This is a genomic window from Wolbachia endosymbiont (group A) of Aleiodes leptofemur (genome assembly GCF_964028465.1).
In the GTDB taxonomy this organism is placed as follows: Bacteria; Pseudomonadota; Alphaproteobacteria; order Rickettsiales; family Anaplasmataceae; genus Wolbachia; species Wolbachia pipientis.
On sequence record NZ_OZ034782.1, the window covers coordinates 41,277 to 63,157 of the forward strand.

General features: G+C 33.8%; 20 protein-coding genes. 6 read left to right on the plus strand and 14 right to left on the minus strand.

All coding sequences use genetic code 11. The features are described from left to right. Window positions 1–98 precede the first annotated feature (98 nt). The gene (locus ABWU67_RS00245; protein WP_010082675.1) at window positions 99–269 is read right to left on the minus strand and encodes a J domain-containing protein; all 171 of its coding nucleotides are present in this window, start codon (window positions 267–269) and stop codon (window positions 99–101) included. 68 nt (window positions 270–337) lie between these two features. Between ABWU67_RS00245 and ABWU67_RS00250 the strand changes: the two genes are divergently transcribed. Beyond that, the gene (locus ABWU67_RS00250) at window positions 338–1,867 is read left to right on the plus strand and encodes an N-acetylmuramoyl-L-alanine amidase (protein ID WP_223823148.1); all 1,530 of its coding nucleotides are present in this window, start codon (window positions 338–340) and stop codon (window positions 1,865–1,867) included. A gap of 19 nt (window positions 1,868–1,886) precedes the next feature. Here ABWU67_RS00250 and ABWU67_RS00255 read toward each other — a convergent pair whose 3' ends face one another. Next, window positions 1,887–2,138 (minus strand): J domain-containing protein, encoded by a 252-nt coding sequence (locus tag ABWU67_RS00255; protein WP_223823149.1) that lies wholly within the window; start codon window positions 2,136–2,138, stop codon window positions 1,887–1,889. 169 nt (window positions 2,139–2,307) lie between these two features. On the opposite strand from ABWU67_RS00255, the gene ABWU67_RS00260 reads away from it, so the two are divergent. Next, window positions 2,308–2,871, plus strand: coding sequence for a NifU family protein (locus ABWU67_RS00260; RefSeq protein ID WP_182319735.1), 564 nt, complete (start codon window positions 2,308–2,310; stop codon window positions 2,869–2,871). Continuing rightward, window positions 2,868–4,094, plus strand: coding sequence for a histidine--tRNA ligase (gene hisS / locus ABWU67_RS00265; protein ID WP_353282024.1), 1,227 nt, complete (start codon window positions 2,868–2,870; stop codon window positions 4,092–4,094). The genes ABWU67_RS00260 and hisS overlap by 4 nt, the downstream gene beginning before the upstream one ends. Window positions 4,095–4,114: 20 nt before the next feature. On the opposite strand, the gene surE is transcribed toward hisS, so the two are convergent. The 8 genes from surE to rseP all read right to left on the minus strand — a co-directional run bounded on the left by surE (window position 4,115) and on the right by rseP (window position 16,662). After that, on the minus strand, window positions 4,115–4,867 hold the full coding sequence (surE, locus tag ABWU67_RS00270; protein ID WP_010081939.1) for a 5'/3'-nucleotidase SurE: 753 nt from the start codon (window positions 4,865–4,867) through the stop codon (window positions 4,115–4,117). A 1,224-nt stretch (window positions 4,868–6,091) separates the two neighbouring features. Beyond that, on the minus strand, window positions 6,092–7,435 hold the full coding sequence (gene ffh, locus ABWU67_RS00275) for a signal recognition particle protein (protein ID WP_095742798.1): 1,344 nt from the start codon (window positions 7,433–7,435) through the stop codon (window positions 6,092–6,094). Next, window positions 7,420–8,979: a proton-conducting transporter membrane subunit gene (locus ABWU67_RS00280; protein WP_353282025.1), complete on the minus strand. Its 1,560-nt coding sequence runs from the start codon at window positions 8,977–8,979 to the stop codon at window positions 7,420–7,422. Before ABWU67_RS00280 ends, ffh begins: the two co-directional genes overlap by 16 nt. 303 nt (window positions 8,980–9,282) lie before the next feature. Further along, on the minus strand, window positions 9,283–12,165 hold the full coding sequence (locus ABWU67_RS00285; protein WP_341821975.1) for an FAD-dependent oxidoreductase: 2,883 nt from the start codon (window positions 12,163–12,165) through the stop codon (window positions 9,283–9,285). A gap of 45 nt (window positions 12,166–12,210) precedes the next feature. Continuing rightward, entirely contained in the window at window positions 12,211–12,642 is a 432-nt protein-coding gene (gene fabZ, locus ABWU67_RS00290) for a 3-hydroxyacyl-ACP dehydratase FabZ (RefSeq protein WP_010082082.1), read from the minus strand. Window positions 12,643–12,646: 4 nt separating this feature from the next. Further along, window positions 12,647–13,198, minus strand: a complete 552-nt coding sequence (locus ABWU67_RS00295) for an OmpH family outer membrane protein (protein ID WP_209472492.1) — start codon at window positions 13,196–13,198, stop codon at window positions 12,647–12,649. Then, window positions 13,199–15,535 (minus strand): outer membrane protein assembly factor BamA, encoded by a 2,337-nt coding sequence (gene bamA / locus ABWU67_RS00300; protein ID WP_353282026.1) that lies wholly within the window; start codon window positions 15,533–15,535, stop codon window positions 13,199–13,201. An 8-nt stretch (window positions 15,536–15,543) separates the two neighbouring features. Further along, the gene (rseP, locus tag ABWU67_RS00305; protein WP_010082085.1) at window positions 15,544–16,662 is read right to left on the minus strand and encodes an RIP metalloprotease RseP; all 1,119 of its coding nucleotides are present in this window, start codon (window positions 16,660–16,662) and stop codon (window positions 15,544–15,546) included. Window positions 16,663–16,761: 99 nt separating this feature from the next. On the opposite strand from rseP, the gene ABWU67_RS00310 reads away from it, so the two are divergent. Beyond that, window positions 16,762–17,040 carry a succinate dehydrogenase assembly factor 2 gene (locus tag ABWU67_RS00310; RefSeq protein WP_006279484.1) on the plus strand — a complete coding sequence of 93 codons (279 nt, stop codon included), beginning with the start codon at window positions 16,762–16,764 and terminating at the stop codon, window positions 17,038–17,040. Here the strand turns inward: ABWU67_RS00310 and ABWU67_RS00315 are convergent. The 3 genes from ABWU67_RS00315 to ABWU67_RS00325 all read right to left on the minus strand — a co-directional run bounded on the left by ABWU67_RS00315 (window position 17,015) and on the right by ABWU67_RS00325 (window position 19,374). Then, entirely contained in the window at window positions 17,015–17,341 is a 327-nt protein-coding gene (locus tag ABWU67_RS00315) for a cell division protein ZapA (RefSeq protein ID WP_010082086.1), read from the minus strand. The genes ABWU67_RS00310 and ABWU67_RS00315 overlap by 26 nt on opposite strands. Before the next feature lie 72 nt (window positions 17,342–17,413). Beyond that, window positions 17,414–17,692 carry an HU family DNA-binding protein gene (locus tag ABWU67_RS00320; RefSeq protein WP_010963035.1) on the minus strand — a complete coding sequence of 93 codons (279 nt, stop codon included), beginning with the start codon at window positions 17,690–17,692 and terminating at the stop codon, window positions 17,414–17,416. A gap of 29 nt (window positions 17,693–17,721) precedes the next feature. After that, complete coding sequence (locus ABWU67_RS00325) at window positions 17,722–19,374, minus strand: 30S ribosomal protein S1 (RefSeq protein ID WP_353282027.1); 1,653 nt, start codon at window positions 19,372–19,374, stop codon at window positions 17,722–17,724. Between the two features lie 151 nt (window positions 19,375–19,525). Here ABWU67_RS00325 and trmB point away from each other — a divergent pair, with 151 nt between their 5' ends. Then, entirely contained in the window at window positions 19,526–20,191 is a 666-nt protein-coding gene (gene trmB, locus ABWU67_RS00330; RefSeq protein ID WP_353282028.1) for a tRNA (guanosine(46)-N7)-methyltransferase TrmB, read from the plus strand. Window positions 20,192–20,667: 476 nt separating this feature from the next. On the opposite strand, the gene ABWU67_RS00335 is transcribed toward trmB, so the two are convergent. After that, window positions 20,668–21,315 (minus strand): heme exporter protein CcmB, encoded by a 648-nt coding sequence (locus ABWU67_RS00335; RefSeq protein WP_010963039.1) that lies wholly within the window; start codon window positions 21,313–21,315, stop codon window positions 20,668–20,670. Window positions 21,316–21,421: 106 nt separating this feature from the next. Between ABWU67_RS00335 and ABWU67_RS00340 the strand changes: the two genes are divergently transcribed. Beyond that, window positions 21,422–21,814 carry a TraR/DksA family transcriptional regulator gene (locus ABWU67_RS00340; RefSeq protein WP_010963040.1) on the plus strand — a complete coding sequence of 131 codons (393 nt, stop codon included), beginning with the start codon at window positions 21,422–21,424 and terminating at the stop codon, window positions 21,812–21,814. Window positions 21,815–21,881 lie beyond the last annotated feature (67 nt).

Genomic DNA, 21,881 nt, shown 5'->3' on the forward strand with positions numbered 1-21,881 from the left:
AACCTTTCTGAACACATGTCCATTGCTACTTTTATCTTATTTTTTTATTGTAGCAACTTATCCTTTACGCACAAATAAAAACTTTAAAGCAATATTAATTACCTCTTCAGCAACCTGTCACGTGCTGCGTTTAATTTTTGTGCAAAATATTCCGAGCCTCCTTTATCTGGGTGAACTAATTTCATTAAATTTTGATATGCTTTATTGATTTCATTTTGGTTCGCTCCAGAATCTATTCCTAGCACTTTAAATGCTCCATCTCTGAACATGTTACTACTACCAGACTAGTATGATTTTGTCTTGTAAATTTATTCAACAACCCTATTCTAACTATATAATGAAAAATTATCTACAAAGTGTTTATGAAGATGGTATGAAAATCCAACTATCTAAAGTCAACAAATATTTATTAGTTTTACTGATTACTGTCTCAGCATTTCTCATATCTGGGCAAGTATCCAGTTCAAGCAATATCGAGAATGATTTTCAAGATTTACAAGAAAAATTACCATTATTGAAAGATCAGGATTTGTTATTTTTAGATCCAGCTTCAGCTTTAAATTATGGTGATAGGGCAGGTAAAAAAGTGTTAATGGTTATAGTTCACCATACTGAAACATCAACACTAAAAGGTACAAAAGATACGCTGAATGCTAGAGGATTGTCAGTTCATTTTATTGTCGATAGGGATGGCAGCATCACCTTAATGGTTCCATTAGAGAAAGAAGCATGGCATGCTGGTATTAGTTATGCAAGAGTTAAGGTAGATAGTAAGCTTGAAGAGTTACGGAAGCTTAACAACTATTCTGTAGGTATTGAAATTGTAAACACAGGACTTGAGCCTTTTCCGGAAGAGCAAATGAGATCTGTTAAAGAGCTGATTTTATACCTTATGGAGCGTTTTAAAATTAAAAGGGATATGATATTTAGTCATTCTGAAATAGGAACTATAGTGTATGATCCAGAGCTTGGCTATACAATGCGTAAACCAGATCCACACAAATTGTTTGATTGGGAGTTATTAGAGAAAAATGAAATTGGATTGCACATAAGTGACAGAATAAACCCTAAAGATGCTAAACACAAAATGGGCAAAACATTGTATAAAGCAGGTGATAGAAATGAAGGTATTTTGAAATTAAAACAAAGGCTGAACAGATTTTTCTATAAGATAGAACCTTGGAATGATAAGAAAGGTAATGTAATTTTTCCTGATAATAATGCTGATTACTCAGATGAGTTTGATGAGAATTTTGTATGGGTTATTTATCAGTTTTCAATACATAATTTACCAAGAGAAATTAGAAAAGATCTACCTCTTAAACTAGAACAAGCAGATATATTTCCTGAATTCTTTAGTGAATATAGTCATGGCATTTCTTCTAGTTATCTAACCTTTAGTGAAAAAATTAAATCGACTCTACAACCATGTTTAAGCAAAGTAGATTATGAGAATTTATTATCTTCTCTTGCACAATATGAGAATAACATTTCTCCTGATGCATCTACCACTTTAATGTACAAAATTAAGTTATACTATGATTCTTATTTAAGATATCGCATATGGTCTTCACTCTATAAACCATTTAAGCTTAATGTATTGGAAGAGTTAGAGATTTTAAAGAGTGGAGTGTTATCTTTAAAATCACTAGATAGCTCTAAAGCTGCAGAAGTTTCCAGTTTAATTGATAGCTTTAAAGTAGATATTTCTTTAGAATTTCAGGGTTTTGAAAAACAGTGGTTTCAGGAGTTTAAGAATGCTTGGAGACAAGAATTTATACCTTCCCTGGAAGAACAGATAACATGGACTGCACTACATGAAGCAATATTGGAGTATTTAGAAAAAGCAAAGGAAGAAATTCGTTAAACGAAAACTTTTTTTAAGATCACTTTTTTAACAATTTATCACGTGCCGCATTTAGCTTTTGCGCAAAATATTCCGAGCCTCCCTTATCTGGGTGAACTAATTTCATTAAATTTTGATATGCTTTATTGATTTCATTTTGACTTGCCTCAGGATTCAGCCCCAGTATCTTTAATGCTTCATCCTTGGACATGTTATCACCAGTGTAATTTTCAGTATAACTTCTACTGCTACTAAATTCGTTCAAAAACTTACTCAATATAGAGTTCATCATGAAACTCATATTATTTTTTTTTGTCAGGAAAAGAAAAAATATAACAACGCTAGGCAAGACAAATGTAATTACTATGAATACTAAAAAAAGAAAAAAGATGAATGACATGTATATTTTTTTATCATTTTATGATTAAATAGTAACAATTATAATTGTCATGGTAAATAACATGTTCATCCAGATTGAAGAAACACCAAACCCAAATACGCTAAAATTCCTTCCTGGATTTGCAATTCTAAACGAAGGAGAAACGGCTGATTTTTCAAATGCAGATGAAATAAAAAACTCCAAGTTAGCAGCAAATCTTTTTCAAATAGAACATGTGGTAAGAGTGTTTTTTGGTCATGATTTTATTTCAGTAACAAAATTGGGTGGAATTAATTGGGATACACTAAAAGTAGAAATTTTAACTACAATCATGGATCACTTTACTTCAGGTGGAAAAGCGCTAGATAAAGAAGAAGTGAATGATCCAGATGAAGAATTTTTTGATAAAAATGATATAGAAATTGTAAATAGAATAAAAGAATTGATGGAAAGTCATATCAAACCTGCAGTTGCTCAAGATGGTGGCGATATCAAATTTCGTGGCTATAAAGATGGAATAGTTTATGTTGAGTTGCAAGGAGCTTGCTCCGGATGCCCAAGTGCTGCAATTACCCTCAAGCAAGGAGTGCAGAATATGCTGAGCTACCACATACCAGAGGTTGCGGGTATAGAGACCACACTATGACTAATCAAACGGTTAGAGGAACAAAAGATCTCCTGTTTGATGAATGGTACAAGTTTAAATACATTCAGCAAACAGCAAATAGAATCTCAAGTCTATACGGCTTTTTGCCCGCCCAAACTCCAATATTTGAATACACGGAGGTTTTTACAAAAACCTTAGGTGATAGCTCAGATATCATCACTAAAGAGATGTATAGCTTCAATGATAAAGGGGGAAAGAGCATAACTTTACGTCCTGAGTTCACTGCAGCGATTGTCAGGCTACTCATTGAAAAAAAACTGCAAACACCGATAAAATTATTCTCAACAGGACCTGCATTTCGCTATGAAAGACCGCAAAAGGGAAGACAAAGGCAATTTCATCAGATAAATTTTGAGGTTTTTGGCATAGAAGATCCAAAAGCTGATATTGAATTGATATCACTCGCTCAGCACTTACTAACTGAATTTGGCATCAATAAAAATGTAAAGCTGGAAATCAACTCTTTAGGTGATGGTGAAACAATAACTAAATATAGAGAAGCTTTGATCTTATACTTTACAAAGTATCAAAATGATCTATCAGAAGATAGCAAAAATAGGTTGATCAAAAATCCACTCAGAATACTGGATTCCAAGGATGAGAAAGATAAATCAATAATTTCTGATGCGCCTAAAATCAGCAATTATTATACGAAAGAGTCCTCAGATTTCTTTGAACAAATACTAAATGGATTAACAATTCTTGATATACCTTATACCGTAAACAATAAACTAGTTCGAGGTTTGGATTATTATTGCCACACAGTGTTTGAGTTTGTTACAGAGGATTTAGGTGCACAAGGGGCAGTTTTTGCCGGTGGAAGATACGATAATTTAGTATCTTCAGTAGGTGGAAAACACACTCCAGCAATAGGATTTGCAGGGGGTATTGAGCGCATAATGGAGTTAATCAATTATTCTCCGAAAGAAGAGCGACCTATTTACCTAATTCCAATCGGTAGAGAGGCTGAAAAACATGCTTTAACACTTGCAAATGAATTGCGCAGAAATGGTTTATATGTAATCTATGAATATAGCGGAACGCTCAGAACCCGAATGAAAAAAGCAAATCAAGCAAATGCTAAAGCTGCTTTAATCTTTGGCGATGAAGAATTGAGTAGTAAAACTTTAAAGATTAAAAACATGGATACAGGTGAAGAAAAAATAATTGCTCGCGATAACACAATAGAAAATATCTATTAGGAGCAATGCAAATGTTTTTCTCAGTCAGCTATAGAAGAAAATTCGTCTGCACAAGAATTTTTCATAGTATTCAAAGTATCATAATCTGTAAAATCTAATTTTACCGGTGTAATAGTAATAAATCCTTCTTTTATTTTATTTATACTACCACTGCCTGAGTGCTCTCGAGACCAATTTAAGCTAAAAGAGCCATTCGAATTTTCAGTAAAAGTTAAATCCCCATCAATGTTATATTCACCTTGTTCAGCAAATTCTACTCCTTTTACTTTTTCCGTAGCAGGAAAATTTACACTCATCACTATGTTTTTAGGCCAACCAACCTTAACTAGCTTGGCAATAACCTTTGGTGCAAAAACCTTTGTATTGTGCCAGTCTATTTTATCATGATAAACTTGGCTCAGCGCAATAGAAGGTATAGACCTTGCAGCACCTTCCATTACAGCACCAATTGTTCCTGAATAACAAATATCGTCCCCGACATTTGATCCAATATTTACTCCGGACAATATTAAGTCTGGTTTTTTATTCATAACTTTATTTAGCGCAATAATGACACAATCTGCAGGAGTACCAGACACACTAAATTCCCTTTCACTATGTTGTTTTATTCCAATAGATTGTTTCACTGGATAATCAAGAGATCTTGCAGCTCCGCTTCTATCAGTATCTGGTGCCACTATCCATATTTCTGACGCAAAATTCCGTGCAACCTCTTTGAGTAATTTTATTCCTTCACTTCCAAAGCCATCATCGTTTGTTATCAATATTATCATATACAATACTCAGCTATACAGCTCCAAATTATGTAAACCACTGGCTGTAAATAAACTCATGAGGCTTTAAGTTTCTTTGCATAACTGTGGACTGTAACAAAGAACCTGCTGTAAATCAATAGATTTCTTGCACAGGCCATAACTGTCATTACAATAGAAACGAAAAAACTTGCTTGACAAACTCCGCCAGCCCCCTTATCACAAACACTGAAGCTATTTATTTATCTTCTCTGTACAGATTAAATGACAAAAAACTCACGTATCTGGCGTCTCATGTTTAATTTTTTGCACTATGTGCACCTTGTGTCTTTATCAAACTTCTACCTACATAAGCTGAAACGCGCTTATAAAGCGTTTAAAACATAAAAAAACGCCAACTTAAAAAATGGATAGTGAATAACTAGCTACCCTAGGGTTTCTTTTGCCTTTTTTTCTGTTTAGTAAATTTCTTAAACATTTATAGCTAAGGTTAGTTGCATTTAAAAGCAGCTGAGTCGCGGTTATTAAGCGTTTAGAATAAAAAAACGCCATACTTGAAAGTATAATGTAAGTAATTAGCCAACTACGGGGCTTCTTTTGCCTTTTTTTCTGTTTAGTAAATTTCTTAAATATTTATAGCTAAACGACAACCGTCATCCCGCTACGTGTTAGCGGCTAAGAGATACCGCGGCGGTATGACGGTTTGCGGCGGCATGACCTCGTCATTCCCCTACGTGTTAGCGGGATCTAGAGATACCGTGACGGTATGACGGTTCGCGCGGTGGCATGACCTCGTCATCCCGCTACGTGTTAGCGGGATCTATGCTTTGAGATACCGCGAATGAATCGCGGTATGACGGTGTAGATGATGGTTAAGTAATTCGTCATCCCGCTGCTTGTTAGCGGGATCTCTTGTTAGCGGATGAGATACCGCGAATGAATCGCGGTATGACGGTGTAGATAGTATCCCGCTGCTTGTTAGCGGCTGAGATACCGCGAATGAATCGCGGTATGACGTGTTGAAACAATCCGATAAGGTAAGCCTCGTCATCCCGCTACGTGTTAGCGGGATCTAGAGATACCGCGGCGGTATGACGTGTTGCTTGGTTCAGCTATAGTATTTCTTAAAATTAATAATAAATTTCTTGGCTAGCAAGAAGCTGTAAATTTTTTTGCGAGACCTAAGCCGCTTTTGATATAGCTAAAGGTTTACTGATGATTTGTCTCATTCCACTACCTGCTGACTTACTTTCTGCTTAGCATATCCATCAAATCAGATTCTTTGAGTTTACTATGGTCAACTTTACTGAACTTATTTACCATAGAGCTCATTTGATTATACTGCTTAATTAGAAGATTAATGTCAGTTACAGTTGTTCCGGACCCCTTAGAAATTCTAAGTCTTCTTTTGCCATTTAAAATATCTGGATTTTGCCTTTCTTTTTCAGTCATTGAGTTTATGATGGCTATATATTTTTTCACTTTATTGTCATCTGGCACACTGCTACTTAGCTTTTTTGTAAATGAACTAGGAATGAATTTCATTATGTTGCTAATGCCATCCATTTTACTCAGAGTTTTTAACATTCCCACTAGGTCGTTTAGGTCGAATTTACCTTTTTTCACTTTCTTTTGTAACTTATCAATTTCTTCCTGACCAACAATCTCAGCAGCTTTTTCAACCAATGATACAACATCACCCATGCTAAGTATCCTTTTTGCAATTCTATCGGGATAAAAATCATCGAGGTCACTTAATTTTTCACCACAAGCAATAAATTTAATTGGACAATCGGCGATCATTTTCATAGAAAGAGCAGCACCACCACGTGCATCACCATCAACACGGGTGAGAATAATGCCGGTTACACCTATTACCTCATTGAATGATTTGGCAATGTTGACCGCATCCTGGCCTATCATTGCGTCGGCTACTAAAATAACTTCTGCAGGTGAAGCTATTTCCTTTACGGCTTTCAACTCATTCATCATATTATTGTCAATATGAAGCCTGCCTGCAGTGTCTAGTATTAATACATCATAATTATCGTTCTTTGCTATTGCTATTGCCCTTTTTGTAATTGTAATGGGCTTCTCATCTATTACTACAGGTAAAGTTTGCACATCTATTTGTTTACCTAGCACTTCAAGTTGTTTCTGGGCAGCAGGCCTATAAATGTCTAAAGAGGCAAGCATCACTTTTTTCTTTTGCTTTTTTAGTTTTAAAGCAAGCTTTCCTGAGGTAGTTGTTTTACCTGCACCTTGTAAGCCCACCATCATAATCACAGCAGGGGGTTTAACTGCTAGATTTAAGTCACTTTTCTCTGATCCGAGAACTGCAACTAAATTATCCTGTACAATTTTAATTATCATTTGTGCTGGAGAAACACTTTTTATGACTTTTTCCCCAATCACTTTATCTTTAATGTCGTTGATGAATTTTTTTGCAACTTCAAGTGAAACGTCAGCTTCAATTAAGGCTATGCGTATTTCACGCATGGCAAGATTAAAATCATCTTCAGAAATGATTGACTTTCCTCTCAGTTTACTAAATACAGAATTTAAACTTTCAGTTAACGATTTAAACATAATAGCATTAGTAGAATACTCATTAAAAAGAGAGAAGAAGCTGAAACAAAACTCACTGAGTTATAACTCAGCACTTCTTTAAGTTTAGTAATATTATTAAAGTATAAACCAACAAGTGGATTAGTCAAGTTTTGCACTACGCTGGCAAACATTTCTCTAGTTTTAGAGACTAACTGATTGAACAGCAAGATAATATAGGGTATGAAAGCTCTAAAAATCCAATCAACATCCATTTTAAAATTTACTCTCGGGTAAAATAACTTGCGTAAAGGAATAAACAATAAAGTGGTACATAGTAATAAATTAAATTGCGACCAAATATTTTTTGTGTTGTACACAAAATCGAAAATCGAAGGTTTATTGTAAATAGGTAAGTAAGGATTGCCAGCGATTACGCATATAAATGCTAAAATAATCATAGTCATTTTGCCTCCTCTCTCTGCTAAAGGTTTTGACTTACTTTTTGCAATAAATAAGTAATAAAGAAACTTTAGCCCCACGCTTAAATGAAGCAGCAAATTTAGAAGCTTATATAAATTTTTATACCCTTTTAAGGCAACAGTGTTCATTTCAATTTCAGCTGTGATATATGATTTACTGATAAATCCAACGGTTCCAGGAAATGCAGCCATTGTAAGTATTGCGATTATAGCACACATGCCTTCCACTGACATCAGTTTACCCACTCCATTAAAACTAATTGTTTTTGTTTGTGAAATAATCGAATTACTGACCACAAACAATAATGATTGATAAACAAGAGAGAAGATTATATGCAGTATCAAAATTGGTATTGCTTTTTCCGAAGGACTGAGCAAACTTCCTGCAATAATCAGCAAGCTCATTTGTCCTACAACGTTATAGCATAAAAATCTGCGAATATTTTGCTCAAGAGAAGCAAATATAATGCTGTAAATTGCAGTGATGGCGCCTACAAGCGCTAATATTTCAGTACAATCTTGCCATAGGTTATAAGTGTGTAAAAGCATCACTAAAAAAGAGACTTTAGTGGTAAATAAAGAGAGATATGTGGTGCCATGTAGCGATGCAGCAGGATATGCATCAACAACCCAAAATGAAAAAGGAAAACAAGCGCAGTTTATCAATAAACCCAAAATTATCAGGTTAGTGCTTTGAAGTGCCAATCCTGCTATTAATATAACTCCAACGAAAAAGTGTACACAAGCGTACCTTATTGCAGGTCCACTATCTCTACAGCTAGCTGCGATAATAAAAAATGCACTGATGGTCATTAATTCACAGAATATTATAACCAATATCATATGTTCAGATAAAACTGCATAAAGTGAACTAATAGTGTAAGCAGCAAAAGATAGCATCTCTGAAAAAGTCAAATTTTGTGCTGGTAGAACAGCTAAAAATGCAACTGATAAAAAAGATATTAGTATGGTACGAAAAGATAAATCAAAATCTAGAATTGGGAGAGACCAATTTACTGCAATGCTCAAATTTTCAGGTAATTTTAGGACTATAACTATTAATACAGTCAGTAGAAGTAACAGTGAAGATTTATAAAGTTGCACAATAATTAAAACCAATATGGTTTATGCTATCTCAATATATGAATAAAATCAATTTGCATATTAACCACTAATTAAACTAATTATCATATAATTATATCAGAGTTTAGAGGGTTATAGAGAAACCGGTCAGATTGGGTTTTTAATCTAATCTGACCGATAGCTTTAATAGTGAGGTAAGCTTTAATATAGCACTCCTAATTCATAACGCTACACTCGTGCATAATTTATTTTTAATTTGTGCACGAGCGTTAGTAAATTATTTACTTTTTGAAATAAAATTTGGCATCACTTTAATATTGAGACTTAGTAAACCTCAGTAGGTCTGCCAGTTGGGCCCATAAGAATTATTTGCTCGCCTTCTCTTAAGTGTCTGCATAAATTAGTGGAGCCGCCGATTTCCAGCACAATAGTGGAAATAATTCCTTTTTTTTTGTCTACTTCAGTGCCGGTTACGGCTATACCTTCCATAGCAAGGTTTGTATTATTGGCTTTTCTGCCATTGGTTTCAAAATTTTGCAATCTAAAGAATTGCCCAGGCTTAAAATTCTTTGCCGCAAGTGGTGCTTTGATCACTATTTCCACAACTTTGTCTGTTAAATATTGAACTTTTATAACCTTTGCAGTGAATTGCTCTTTGATTCTATTAAATAATTCTTTATTAGCCAGGTCTTCAACACTTGACCACGCATTTTTTTTCTGGCCCACAACATCACACACTGGAATGACAGAAACGAAGCTATTAACTCCACTCAAAAGCTGAGAAATAATAGGGTAGCCGTTTTTAGCACTTGCCATAGCTTTCACGACGCTGCCACTATACGAAGGGTGAAGATCACCAAAAAAGCTGATTGTTTTATTGCCTTGCTTATACACTAATATTCTATCTTTATTTTGCATTTTAGGAGAAAATATTGGGTCTATTTCTTTTCCTGATGAATTCAAATGAGTAAAATACCCATTACTTAATTTAAAATGCTTTTTATCTTCTGTTGCAATAACTGTATTTGGCTCAGTACCTGCTGCTATAAAAATAGAACGTGCTTTTATACGTTTGATTTCGCCGGATTTTGTGTCTATCAGTTTTATTAATTCAGCATGGTTATATTTATCCGTCACAACTTCAACTGGCTCTAAGTTTTCAATAAAGTAAATTCCTTCTGACAGTGCATTTTGCACCTCTTCGCTATTTAATCGATAACTCGGTGAATCTTTTAGCTCTTTTCTATATATAACTTTCACTCCCCCGAGGCTCTGCATTAACTCTAATATTTTTATTTCTCTATTCTCTTTTTTTGCTAACTTTTGCTTTTCTCGGATCAATTGTGCGTGCGATATGAGCTCATTTGCAATTTTGTGTTCTTCTTCTGTCCAATCTTTTTCAACACAGTCCTTTCCATACTTATCAACTAATATCTCATAACGAAGAAGAAATTTTTCTACTTGAATTGGATAATACGCTAAAGCTTCAGTGGCAGTGTCAATCGCAGTAAGCCCCGCACCTATGACAACTATCGGCATACGAACTTGCAGATTTGCTATAGAATCAAATTTAAGAGCGCCAGTCAGTTGTAACGACATCAGAAAATCAGATGCCATGCGTACTCCACGAGCTAGTATGTTTTTTATTTTGATCATTCGTGGCTTACCAGAGCCAAGTGCTAGGGCGATGTGATCAAAACCCGAGTTGAACGCGTCATCAACATTAATCGTGCCACCAAAACGAATGCCTCCATAAAGTGCGAAATGCTCACGTCTTTCCAGCAGTAATCTAATAATCTTTAAGTAATTCTTATCCCACCGAGAAGTAATGCCATATTCTGCCACCCCACCAAACCCTCCTGCCGTGCGTTCACTCAATTTTTCGTGTTTGAAATCTTTAATTAGCTGGAAATTATCGATCAAAGGTTCAATCTTTAGTCCATCAATGGTGATAACGTTATGCCCATCATTCAACAAATGATGAGCTAAATTAAAACCAGCAGGACCAAGGCCTACAACTAGAACGTTTTTTCCGGTGTTTTCTCTTGGCAATGAACGCTGAAAATTTAAAGGATTCCAACGGCTGAGCAGAGAATATATTTCAAATCCGTACGGTAAACTGAGCACATCATCCAGAATCCTTGTTTCAATTGCTGGCACATTTACGGGTTCTTGTTTTTGATATATGCACGAATTCATGCAGTCATTGCATATTCTGTGTCCAGTAGCCGCGCATAATGGGTTATCTATCATCACAATTGCAAGACTTGCTATGCTGTACCCTTCGCTTTTCACCAGATTCATTTCTGATATTTTCTGCTCTAGTGGGCAGCCGTGCAGTTCAACTCTAAGTGGAGACTTTTTGAAAGTATTGTCATCATTAATTAGCCCCTTTGAGCAGCTATCCTTACTTTGCTTATGACAAAATATGCAGTAGTGAGCATTATCCAATGCTTTATCTAAACTAGCCTTTTCACTTGTTAGGTCAAAACCGTATCGTCTTTTTACTTCATTTGAATACAGCACTTCAACTTTGTCTACTTCTTTTTTAGAAAATGGTATGAGGTTTTCGTGGTCAATTTTTTTATGTATGCTAAATAATATGCTCTGTTTATTTTTCACTCTCCACGCTGCATATTGTGCCGCAAGTTCTATTTCCTCTTTGTGATTTTCTTTATCTTCAAACCAATGCATCACCTGCTCAGCGAAATTTTTTTCTGTTGTTGGCAAAGTGAGAAAAGGACTTAGTTTGTTAGTAATATTTATATTCGCCACATTAGTGTATTTCTTCAATGCATAGCGTTGGACAAATAATCTTTTGCACTTATATATTACAGCAAAGTCGTTGTGCTTTTTCTTTAGCTCCTCTATTTCTTTTTCAACATTGAAAAGTTTTGCAATAAATTCATCAAGTAAATATGAGAGGTCTACTATTAACTGACTATCTGTCATCCAAGTAGCTGACCGTCCTTCTTGTTTTCTAGATCCCAGTGTCAAGCACTGGGATGACGGGGGGTGACACTGGGATGATGGGAGGTGACACTGGGATGACATCGAAGAAGAAGCTGCTTTTTCTCTTGCTTCAATTAATGAACAAAACAAGCTCTCATCACATGATTTAATATAATTCAAAAATGTCTCATCTAATTTTGTTAATCCATTGCGAGTATATAGATTCGAAAATGAGATTTTGAAATTCAGCTTCATTGCTATACTATAAAGTGTACATGCTGTTTCTTACAGATGAAGATTTTATTTATTTTGCAATACTGCTGAGATTGTTGCTTCTGCAACTTTTTCTTCGCTAACAGATGCAATACACCTAAATTTGTATACACCTAAACACACACTTTGAATGTTAGCTTGAAGAATCAATGTGTCCCCTGGAGTAACTAGCTTTCTGAATTTTGCATTTTCAATGGATCTCAAGTAAACAACTTTATTTTCTATTGTTTCTTTACCTAGAACACATATAGCAGATGCCTGAGCTAGAGATTCAATTATCAAGACTCCTGGCATTATCGGATGACCAGGGAAGTGGCCAATAAAAAATGGCTCATTGAAAGTCACATTTTTGATTGCTTTTATACTTTTACCAGGATCACACTCTATAACTCTATCTACTAAGAGAAACGGATAAGAATGTGGTAGTGTTTTTATAATATCACTGATATTAAATTGCATAAGTCTATTCAATGCCTTTTAAAGCAAATTCAGGTATTTCCTTGTTTATATTGTTTAATACCACATCTGATAAATCAACTTCATCCATGGAGTATAAAACTTGGTTCTTTTTTGAAATAAATAGTACCAAATCTATGTTGTTTTTTTCTGCCGTTTTTTTAGCGACTTCTTTTATCTTGTTAAAAACACTCTCTACTGCTTCTCTATAGCTTTCTTCTAAATGTAACATTTTTTTAGCATAATTATCTCTAACATTTACAGTGTGCTTATTAAATTGTCCTGTCTTTTCCTTTTTTGCTTCTTCTGACAAAAGGTCAAATTCTTCTTTTGATGGCTTAAGTTTTTCTAACTCATTTTCAAATTCTTGTTGTAATCTAGAATTCTGCTCCTTTATTTGTTGTTGTATATTTTGCAGAGCAAGAGATTCATTGATGACTTTGTCACTATCGATAATTGCAGCCTTTGTGTTCTGAGGTTGATATCCTACAAACTTATACCCCACAAATAAGGAAATAATTAAGGCAATAACTGATATAAATAACTGTATATATTTCATTCAAATCCCCGCTTCAATAGAAAATTTAACATTTGGTGATGGTATTATATCATAAGATTCCTTTACTAAAGGAAACCCGAAATCCAATCTAAGTCTACCAAAAGGAGAAAGCATTGAAAAGCCAAAACCTGGTGACACTCTCACAAGCTTGCTATCATAGTATTTCCCTTCATACTTCTTATTTTTATCATCTAAGCCAAAAAGTGTTGCATAGTCAACAAATAGTGAGCCTTTGATACCAGCATAGTCATATAGTTTTGGTAGAGGAAAATCCACTTGCTGTGTTAGATTAAAATAAGTTTTGCCTCCTAATGAGCTTTTATTTTTGTCTTCTGCTCTTGGTCCAATACCGGAAAGGTCAAACCCTCTAATCTCATTACCCCCTTTAAAAAAGTGCTGGCCAATGTTTAGATTTTCATCAGTATAAGAAAAAATATGACCTGCCGCCATCTTAAAGCGTAGCGTTATATCATCGTCAATTTTGCTTAATATAGGGTGCGTATAAAAAGATAAGAATTCAGATTTCAGGAAATTCACGTTTCCTCCCAATCCTGAAATATCCTGACTTAAGCGCAGTAAATACCCTTCTTTTGGAGTATAGAGGTTATCCAGTTTATTATATGCCAACGTGTATCCCACTGATGAAATCTGATGTTTACCTTTTCGGTCCAGTATTATTTCAGAGATATCGGTGTCTTGTCCACCCTTATTATCCATGTGTATATGATTATACTTATAAGAATAGCGAAGGGAATTAGTTAAGTTCTCTGTGACTTTATATGATAACTTTGTAAAAAATCCCATATCGCAACTATCAAAAGTAGTGTTTGGTTTATCTTGTTTTTCATAAAATACACCCATGCCTAGTGACGTATCAGAATCGTTAAAATTATTTTCAACAAACTCTAAATCAGTAGAAAATACGTATTGACTTTTTTCAAGAGCAAAAGAGAGCTCTTTTCCAGTACCAAATAAATTACGGTCTTTGAGGTCAATTTTAATCAATGCTCCACCAGGAAGAGACACACCTCCTCCCAAATACAACGAAGTAGTGTTTTTTTCTTTAACACTTAAGTCAAGATTTACTGCATTATCATTAACTGCATAACTATTTACTTTCACTGTTTCAAAAAAATCACTACTCATTAGTTTTTTACGTGACTTTTGAATCTCAGATATATTGTACGCATCACCTTCTGCTACACTTAGCTTACTTCTGATCACTTTATCTAAAGTGCGATCGTTACCATCAATTGTAATTTGATTTATATAAATCTTTTTACCCGGCAGCACTCTGTAGGTTACATCTACAACATTGTCACGTTGTGCATACTCTGGATTAACTTTTGCAAATATATATCCTTTCTCATTTAAATATTTGTTTATTTTTTCTACTGTATTATTAATTTTAACTCTATTAAATATCTTATCGTTTTCCTCTGTTATAAAATCCAATATTTCTTCTTTTAGGCTCAAATCCTGAATTTCAGTTTCAATATTAACCTCATTATTTCCAAATAAATACTGCTGTCCTTCGTCAATCAAAAAAGTTAACTCTGTTTGATTGTTATTATCAACCTCAACAATTGGTTGAATATTATTTTGAATATATCCTTTAGATGAATAAAAATGATCGAGCAATTCTGTGTTAATCAATAGATATTGCGGTGAATAATGATTTCCGCCTTTAAAAATAGCTCTAAATAACTTACTAAATATGTCATTACTATGTCTTTTGATAACTTGCTCTAGCTCATTTTCAGAAAAGTTTTTGTTGCCTATAAATCTTATATCCTTAATTTTAGAGATTTTGCCTTCTTTTATTTTAAAAATTAGATTGACTCTATTGCCATCAAGCTTATTCAGGTCATATTCAATTTTAACACCAATCTTACCGTTATTTCTATAAGTAGTGACTAAATTCACTAAATCGTTTTGCAATTTTGTTTCAGTTAAAATAGTTAGCGACTTTGATTGAATCACATTACTTAGCAGCTCTTTGCTGTTAAATAACTTATTGCCTTTTAACACTACCTTGTTAATCAGTGGATTTTCTTGAATTTTTATTACTAAATTTTTTTTATCATCTATGTAAGCATTAACACTAGCAAATAACTTTGTTTTATATAGATCTTTTATAATTGAGTCTATATCATCGTCGTTTATATAATCACCAGATTTTAGTTTTATATAGAACCCTATTGTCTGGTTGCTTACCCTCTCATTACCAATACATTTGACATCTTTCACCTGCACTTTTTCCGCAGTTCCTAAAGCAACAAGCAGGGCAGGAAAAGAAATAAAAACCACTACCAGTATATAAAATAGCTTTTTCATATTTTATTTCAAAAAAGATCCCTAATATCATTTGACATTCCAGTTGCCATAAGCAAAAACAACACTAAAGCACCAAAAATAGCTGCATATTTTTGACATTTCAAGCTTAAATCCCTACGTATAACCGCTTCTATGATATAATGAAATAAATGCCCACCATCTAGCAGTGGTATTGGCAGCAAGTTAATTGCAGCTAAATTAGCTGAAATGATTGCCATAAAATATAGAACCATAATAAATCCCTTTTTAGCTGATTGTCCTGAATATTTTGCGATTTTTATTGGTCCACCTATTTCACTTGCACTCCTCTTACCAACAATAATTTGAAAGATAGCTTTAATCGTTAAGCACATAGTGTGGTAAGTTTCACTTACTGATAAGCTCACAGCCCCAAGAAAAGACGACTGCTTTAATGTATTGACTGAAATAATCCCTATAGTTTCTCTTTCTATTGTGTTGCCAAAAACGTCTTTGTCCTTGATTATTAATGGAGTTAAACTGGTCCTGTGCTTCTCATTATTTCTGCTATACTCAATCTCCATTCTTGTTTTAGGATTCGACATTATCACACGTGAAATATCTTCAAAGTATTTTATTTTATGCTCATTGATTTGTGTAATAGTGTCACCTGGCAACAAACCAGCTTGCTTAGCTGCACTACCTTCGATTACATTTTCAATCACCGGTGGAGTGCGATAATAACCTGCTATGCTAAAAAATATTGTAAAAGCTATAACAGCAAATACCATGTTTGCAAAAGGTCCTGCAAAAACTACTGCTGCTTTTTTATGACGCGGTTTTGTATGAAATGAATACAATTTTTCTTCTTCCGTTAATTCTTGTTGATCAGCTGGGACACTCGCTGCATTAGTATCTCCTAGCATTTTAACATAACCACCCAATGGAACAACGCTTAATTTCCATCTAGTTCCAGACTTATCGTTAAAACCAAAAATTTCAGGACCAAAACCTATGGAAAAAGATTCAACTTTAACTTTGCATGCTTTGGCAACAACATAATGCCCATATTCATGCACGAATACTATGACAGAAATTATTAAAGAAAATGATAAAAAATAATATATTCCATCGCTAAATTGATGGATAAGATTAGAAATTAATTCCACCTGTATATTTAGATCTTAACAAAATGTTAAGTATATTAAAATGCGCCTCGCTTGACAAGTATTTAGTTTAACTTTTAAATTAAAAAAAGTTTAATTGTAATGACAGATACCTCACTACTCAGAAGAAAATTAATATATAGAAGCTGGCATAGGGGTTGCAAAGAAACCGATATACTTTTAGGGCATTTCGCATTGAAATATCTTGATAAATTTTCCTTAAGCGAACTAATCGAATACGAAAAAATAGTTGATCTTGATGATTACGAATTATATTGTTACATAACTCGTAAGACAAACCTCCCTCCTGGCTTGAATAGTCAGATAGTCAATTTAATTGCTTGCTTTATTGAAGCTAATCCTTTATGCACTCAAGATTAGTGATAATCTTATTTACCTTATCTAGTACCTCAGTATATTCTATTCTTTTCTCGTTTCTATACTTTTCGCGCTCTTGATTTACTTCATCTAATCGCTTTGTTAATTCTAAAATTTTATCCTCAAGAATTAGTGCTGCAAGTAAGAAATTTAATGCATCCGAACCCTTACCTCCAGTTTTTTGAGATACAGAACTAACTAACTTGTCAAAACTATTAGCAAGGCGTAATAAATGATTCCCCTTCCCACTTTCGCAAGATATTTTATATGTGTTATTACGTATAACTATTTCTACTACTTGCATATGGTGCTAAAAATTTCTATCGTACAGTATAAACTCAAACCCCTACTTTCATCTTATTTATGGTATAAATTTTTATTCATTTATCAAATCAGATAATTTTTTACTGCTACGAAAATATGTTTTAAAGTATTGATTCTTTGTAAACTTCTGTAACATTAAATGGCTTGTTTCTTTCAAGTTATAACTTCTAACTGAAAAAGAACCAAACCCCCTAATTTCAACTCTATTATGATGTTTCAATGTGCTTGAAAGTATCCCAAAAAATCTATCAACTATAGCTGCTATAACAATCTTATCTAAAAAAGGATGTCTTTTTGCTACCCTCGCTATTATATCAGACTTTGTTGCCATTTATATGAAGCCAAAATAAGTAAACCTTATCACTTAGCAGATAATGCTATGTTATATTCTTCAACACCCAATACTTCAACTTCTATTTTTTCTGATATAGAGAGTTTTTTATTCTCTGGTAAATGCTCTTGATCTATTAGAAGGGTTACATCGTTCTCAACTTCAACGACTAGTCCATTATCTTCTCTCTTACCTACAATAACCTGTATTTTATCACCTACCTTAACTTTCTTTATCAGTTCTTCAAGAGGATCATACTCTATTTGTTTTATTCCAAGATAAATTCTTGCCCGATTCACGTTAGCCCTTATTACTTTTGCTTCTATTTTATCACCTACATTATACTTCTTTATCTCATCTGAACCATTTTTAGACCAACTAAAATCTTTCACATATATTGTCCCTTCTACGTTCTCATCTATTTCAGAATCACCGAAAGCAACAGATACATATGAGCCGGTATTATTCTTCACTTCACCAGAAACAATAGAACCAGGAGGATATTTATTGATAAATACTTGCCAAGGGTTGTCTACACACCTTTTCATGCTTAAACTCATCCTACTCTTAGCAATGTCAATACTGAGAATTTTTACATATACTTCTTGTCCCCTTGTTACGAGACTACTAACTGGTAAATTACTCTTAACCCAAGTTATTTCTGACGAGTGCACTAAACCTTCAATTCCAGGTCTAAGCTCAACAAATAATCCATAATCTTCTATGCTTGTTACATAACCCTTATGCACACTATCAACTGGATATTTTGACTCTGCATCTTGCCAAGGGCTATCTTCTAGCTGCTTCACACCCAAGGAAATTTTAGCATTTTCCTTATCTATTTTTATAATTTTAACTTTTATAGTCTGACCACAAGTAAAAACTGCAGACGGATGACTCACCCTACTCCAAGAGATATCTGTAATATGTAACAATCCATCTATAACTCCCACTACATCTGATTCATGAATACCGACAAATACACCGTAATGAGTGATACTTTTTATTTTCCCTTCTATTATATCGCCTTCATTTAAAGATTCTAAAAATTTAATTTTTTCACCAGCGTGCAATTTTTCTAACACCAGCTTTCTTGATACTACAATATTGCCCTGCTTCTTATCCATTTTAAGCACGATGAACTTTTGTTCAGTTTCAATAAGGTGCTTCGCATCTTTTACTTGCTTCAAATCCACATGACTCAGCGGTAAAAAAGCGCTTATTCCGTCACCAAGATCAACAATAAAGCCACATTTAATTGAGCGTTTAATAACTCCGCTTACTTCAGCCCTTGTAACTGTATCTTCTTCCAACTTATTCCATTTTTCGTCCCTAATTGCTTTTTCACGACTAAGAACAACATTACCATGATAATCTTCAATTCTTTCCACATAAACTCTGATTTTCGAGCCAATAATGACCTCATCATTACAACCGAGTTCCTTGATCAGAATTCTCCCGTCAGATTTTAAACCAATATCAACCACAACGTCGTTAGGGTTTATTCTTGTAATTACACCTTCTACCACATCTCCTTCTTTAATTTTGTTAACAAAAGAATCTTCAAACAAGGTATTATCTTGATCCTCAAATTGGCCTTGACATATCTCTTCTATAAATTTGTTTGATGATAGCTTTCTGATAGTAACCGGTAGATTTACGACTGGATTATTATTATTCATACCTTTACCTTTACCTTTAACTTAAACTTTATTAGAACTCATATATTATATAATATTAACAATTATTGACAAGTAATTTTTCATTAACTCATTTCGAGAATTGTTTAAGCTATATAAAATATAGTGAGAAAATTATATATGTATCAAGAATATGCTATTTAAGAATAGCAAGTGGATTAGATCGTTCTCCAGAAGGTCCAGGCTAAAACCTGATGTTGATGAAATATTGGAAAAATATTCTATTCAAAACAGCAAGGAATCTATAGAGAAAATTGTAAATTCACAAAAAAGAATATGGGTAGAAATAGGCTTTGGCAACGGTGAAAATATGCTTGACCAGGTGCTCAATGAACCTGATCTATTATTTATAGGATGTGAGCCCTACTTAAAGGGGGTTTCTCGCTTGCTAACAAACATAGAAATACAGAACATAAAAAATATTTTAATGTGGACAGAAGATGCAAGAGAATTGATTGCAAATTTTCCTGATAACAGTGTTGAAAGATTCTTTATTCTCTTTCCAGATCCATGGCCAAAAAGAAGTCACAATAAAAGACGATTAATTAATACGGAATTTTTAAATTTATTAGCAAAAAAAATACTTATAACAGGGGAAATATTCATTGCAACCGATCATCAGGACTATGCAGAGTGGATAGCATCACATATAAAGCAGTGTAACTCTTTAATCTATAGGGAAGACGATTTCACAAGTTATACTCTTACAAAATACCACAGAAGAGCGCTCAAAGATCAGCGTAAAGTGAGGTTCTTTAAAGTAAGTGTTATTAATAATTTGCAGACTATGGATCAATAGAGTTTTTGCATATCTCTTTTACGTTGACTATAGATTAAAAATAATAAAAAAAGAGGGAGAAATAGAGTAAATTCCTTTAACTACTTCTCCTTATGAAGGAATAGACTTCTTGCATAACCCAAACTAAGTAGAAAAAAGGTATCATCCAAGTAGCCCCTTTCTCGTCATGCCGCTGCGAATCGTCATACCGCCGCGGCGCTAACACGTAGCGGGATGATGAGGCTTATCGTCATGCCACCGCGAACCGTCATACCGTCACGGTATCTCTTAGCCGCTAACAAGTAGCGGGATGACGGTTGTCAGGTTAGCTGTTATCCCAGTTTTTGACACTGGGATGACAACGAAGGGCTACTTGGATGACAGGGAAGGATGCTGGAATGAAGGTTTTTCAAATTGTCGATAAACCTAAATCTATAATAACTATTTGCCTTTTTTCTAGGTTATGCAAGAAGTCTACTGAATAACAGTAAGATTTTTCAATCCTGTTCCACAGCAAATTTTAGTGCCATGTGAGTAGTTATGGTGCTGTTAACAATCAAAATAACAAAAACTAAGATGGTGATTAGTAGTGTATAAATATTCAAGGATAAATTTTCAAATTGAGTTAGCATTTTAAAATACACAAAGGTTGGCATTATCATTGGCAAAACAAGAATTTGCGATACTCCTGATGCTAAGTTGTTTTGACCAATCATCAATGCATTTCCAGTAGCTGAAATATTAGTGATTATCAGCGTATTAAATAATAAAGACACTCCAACTGCTATTGAGTGTTCAATACTATTGCCTAGAATTGCAAAGCTGAATATGGAAGAAATTACTGAAATCGGTAACCCAAATAATAACCAGTGAGCGAAAATTTTATAAGCAACTATAAGCCTAGAAGAGAGTGGCTGTACAAAGATTTGCTCTAATATTCCATCATGATAATCAGATGTAAACAAATTATTTGTAGAAATCTGCAAAACAAATGTAGCACATATCCATGTTAATGTTAACATAACTTCTTGTTTATTGTTGTTTTTAAGTGTAAATGAAGATAAACTTAACATTATGATAAAAATACATACTATATAGGTAAAGTTCTTATCATCTATTACTAATTTTTTTACTGAGTCGATCATACTAGGCTTTTAAATGTTTATTATAAATTATAGTGTTTACTTTGAGGTAGTATAATTTTTTGTTCATAAATTATATAGGTTTTATTATTTTTTTGATAATGCAATTATGGAAAAGTTACCAAAAATAAAGTCACCAGAAGATTACACTCCTTCAGAAGATGAAGAATATATGAGCGTAAAACAACTGGAATACTTCAGCTTAAAGTTACAATCAATACTCGCTGAGTTAGAGAAACAAGAACTAGAAGATAATAGTATTGATACATACTATTCTGATGAAGATAGTGGAAACGAGGAATTAATCAAGCGTCGAAAAGATAGAAAAGAAAAAATTAAGGAGGCGTTAGAAAAAATAAAATTAGGCACTTATGGTTACTGCGATGGAACAGGAGAAGAAATAGGAGTCGAAAGACTTAAAGCTAATCCGCTTGCTATATATTGTATTGAAGAGCAAGAGAGAGTAGAAAAAGAAAAGAACGTGTACAACATTAACGATTAATTTACACATAAGTGGTGAGCCCATTGGACTTCAAGAGGAGCAAGAGGCGCTGAAGTATGTTATGCTA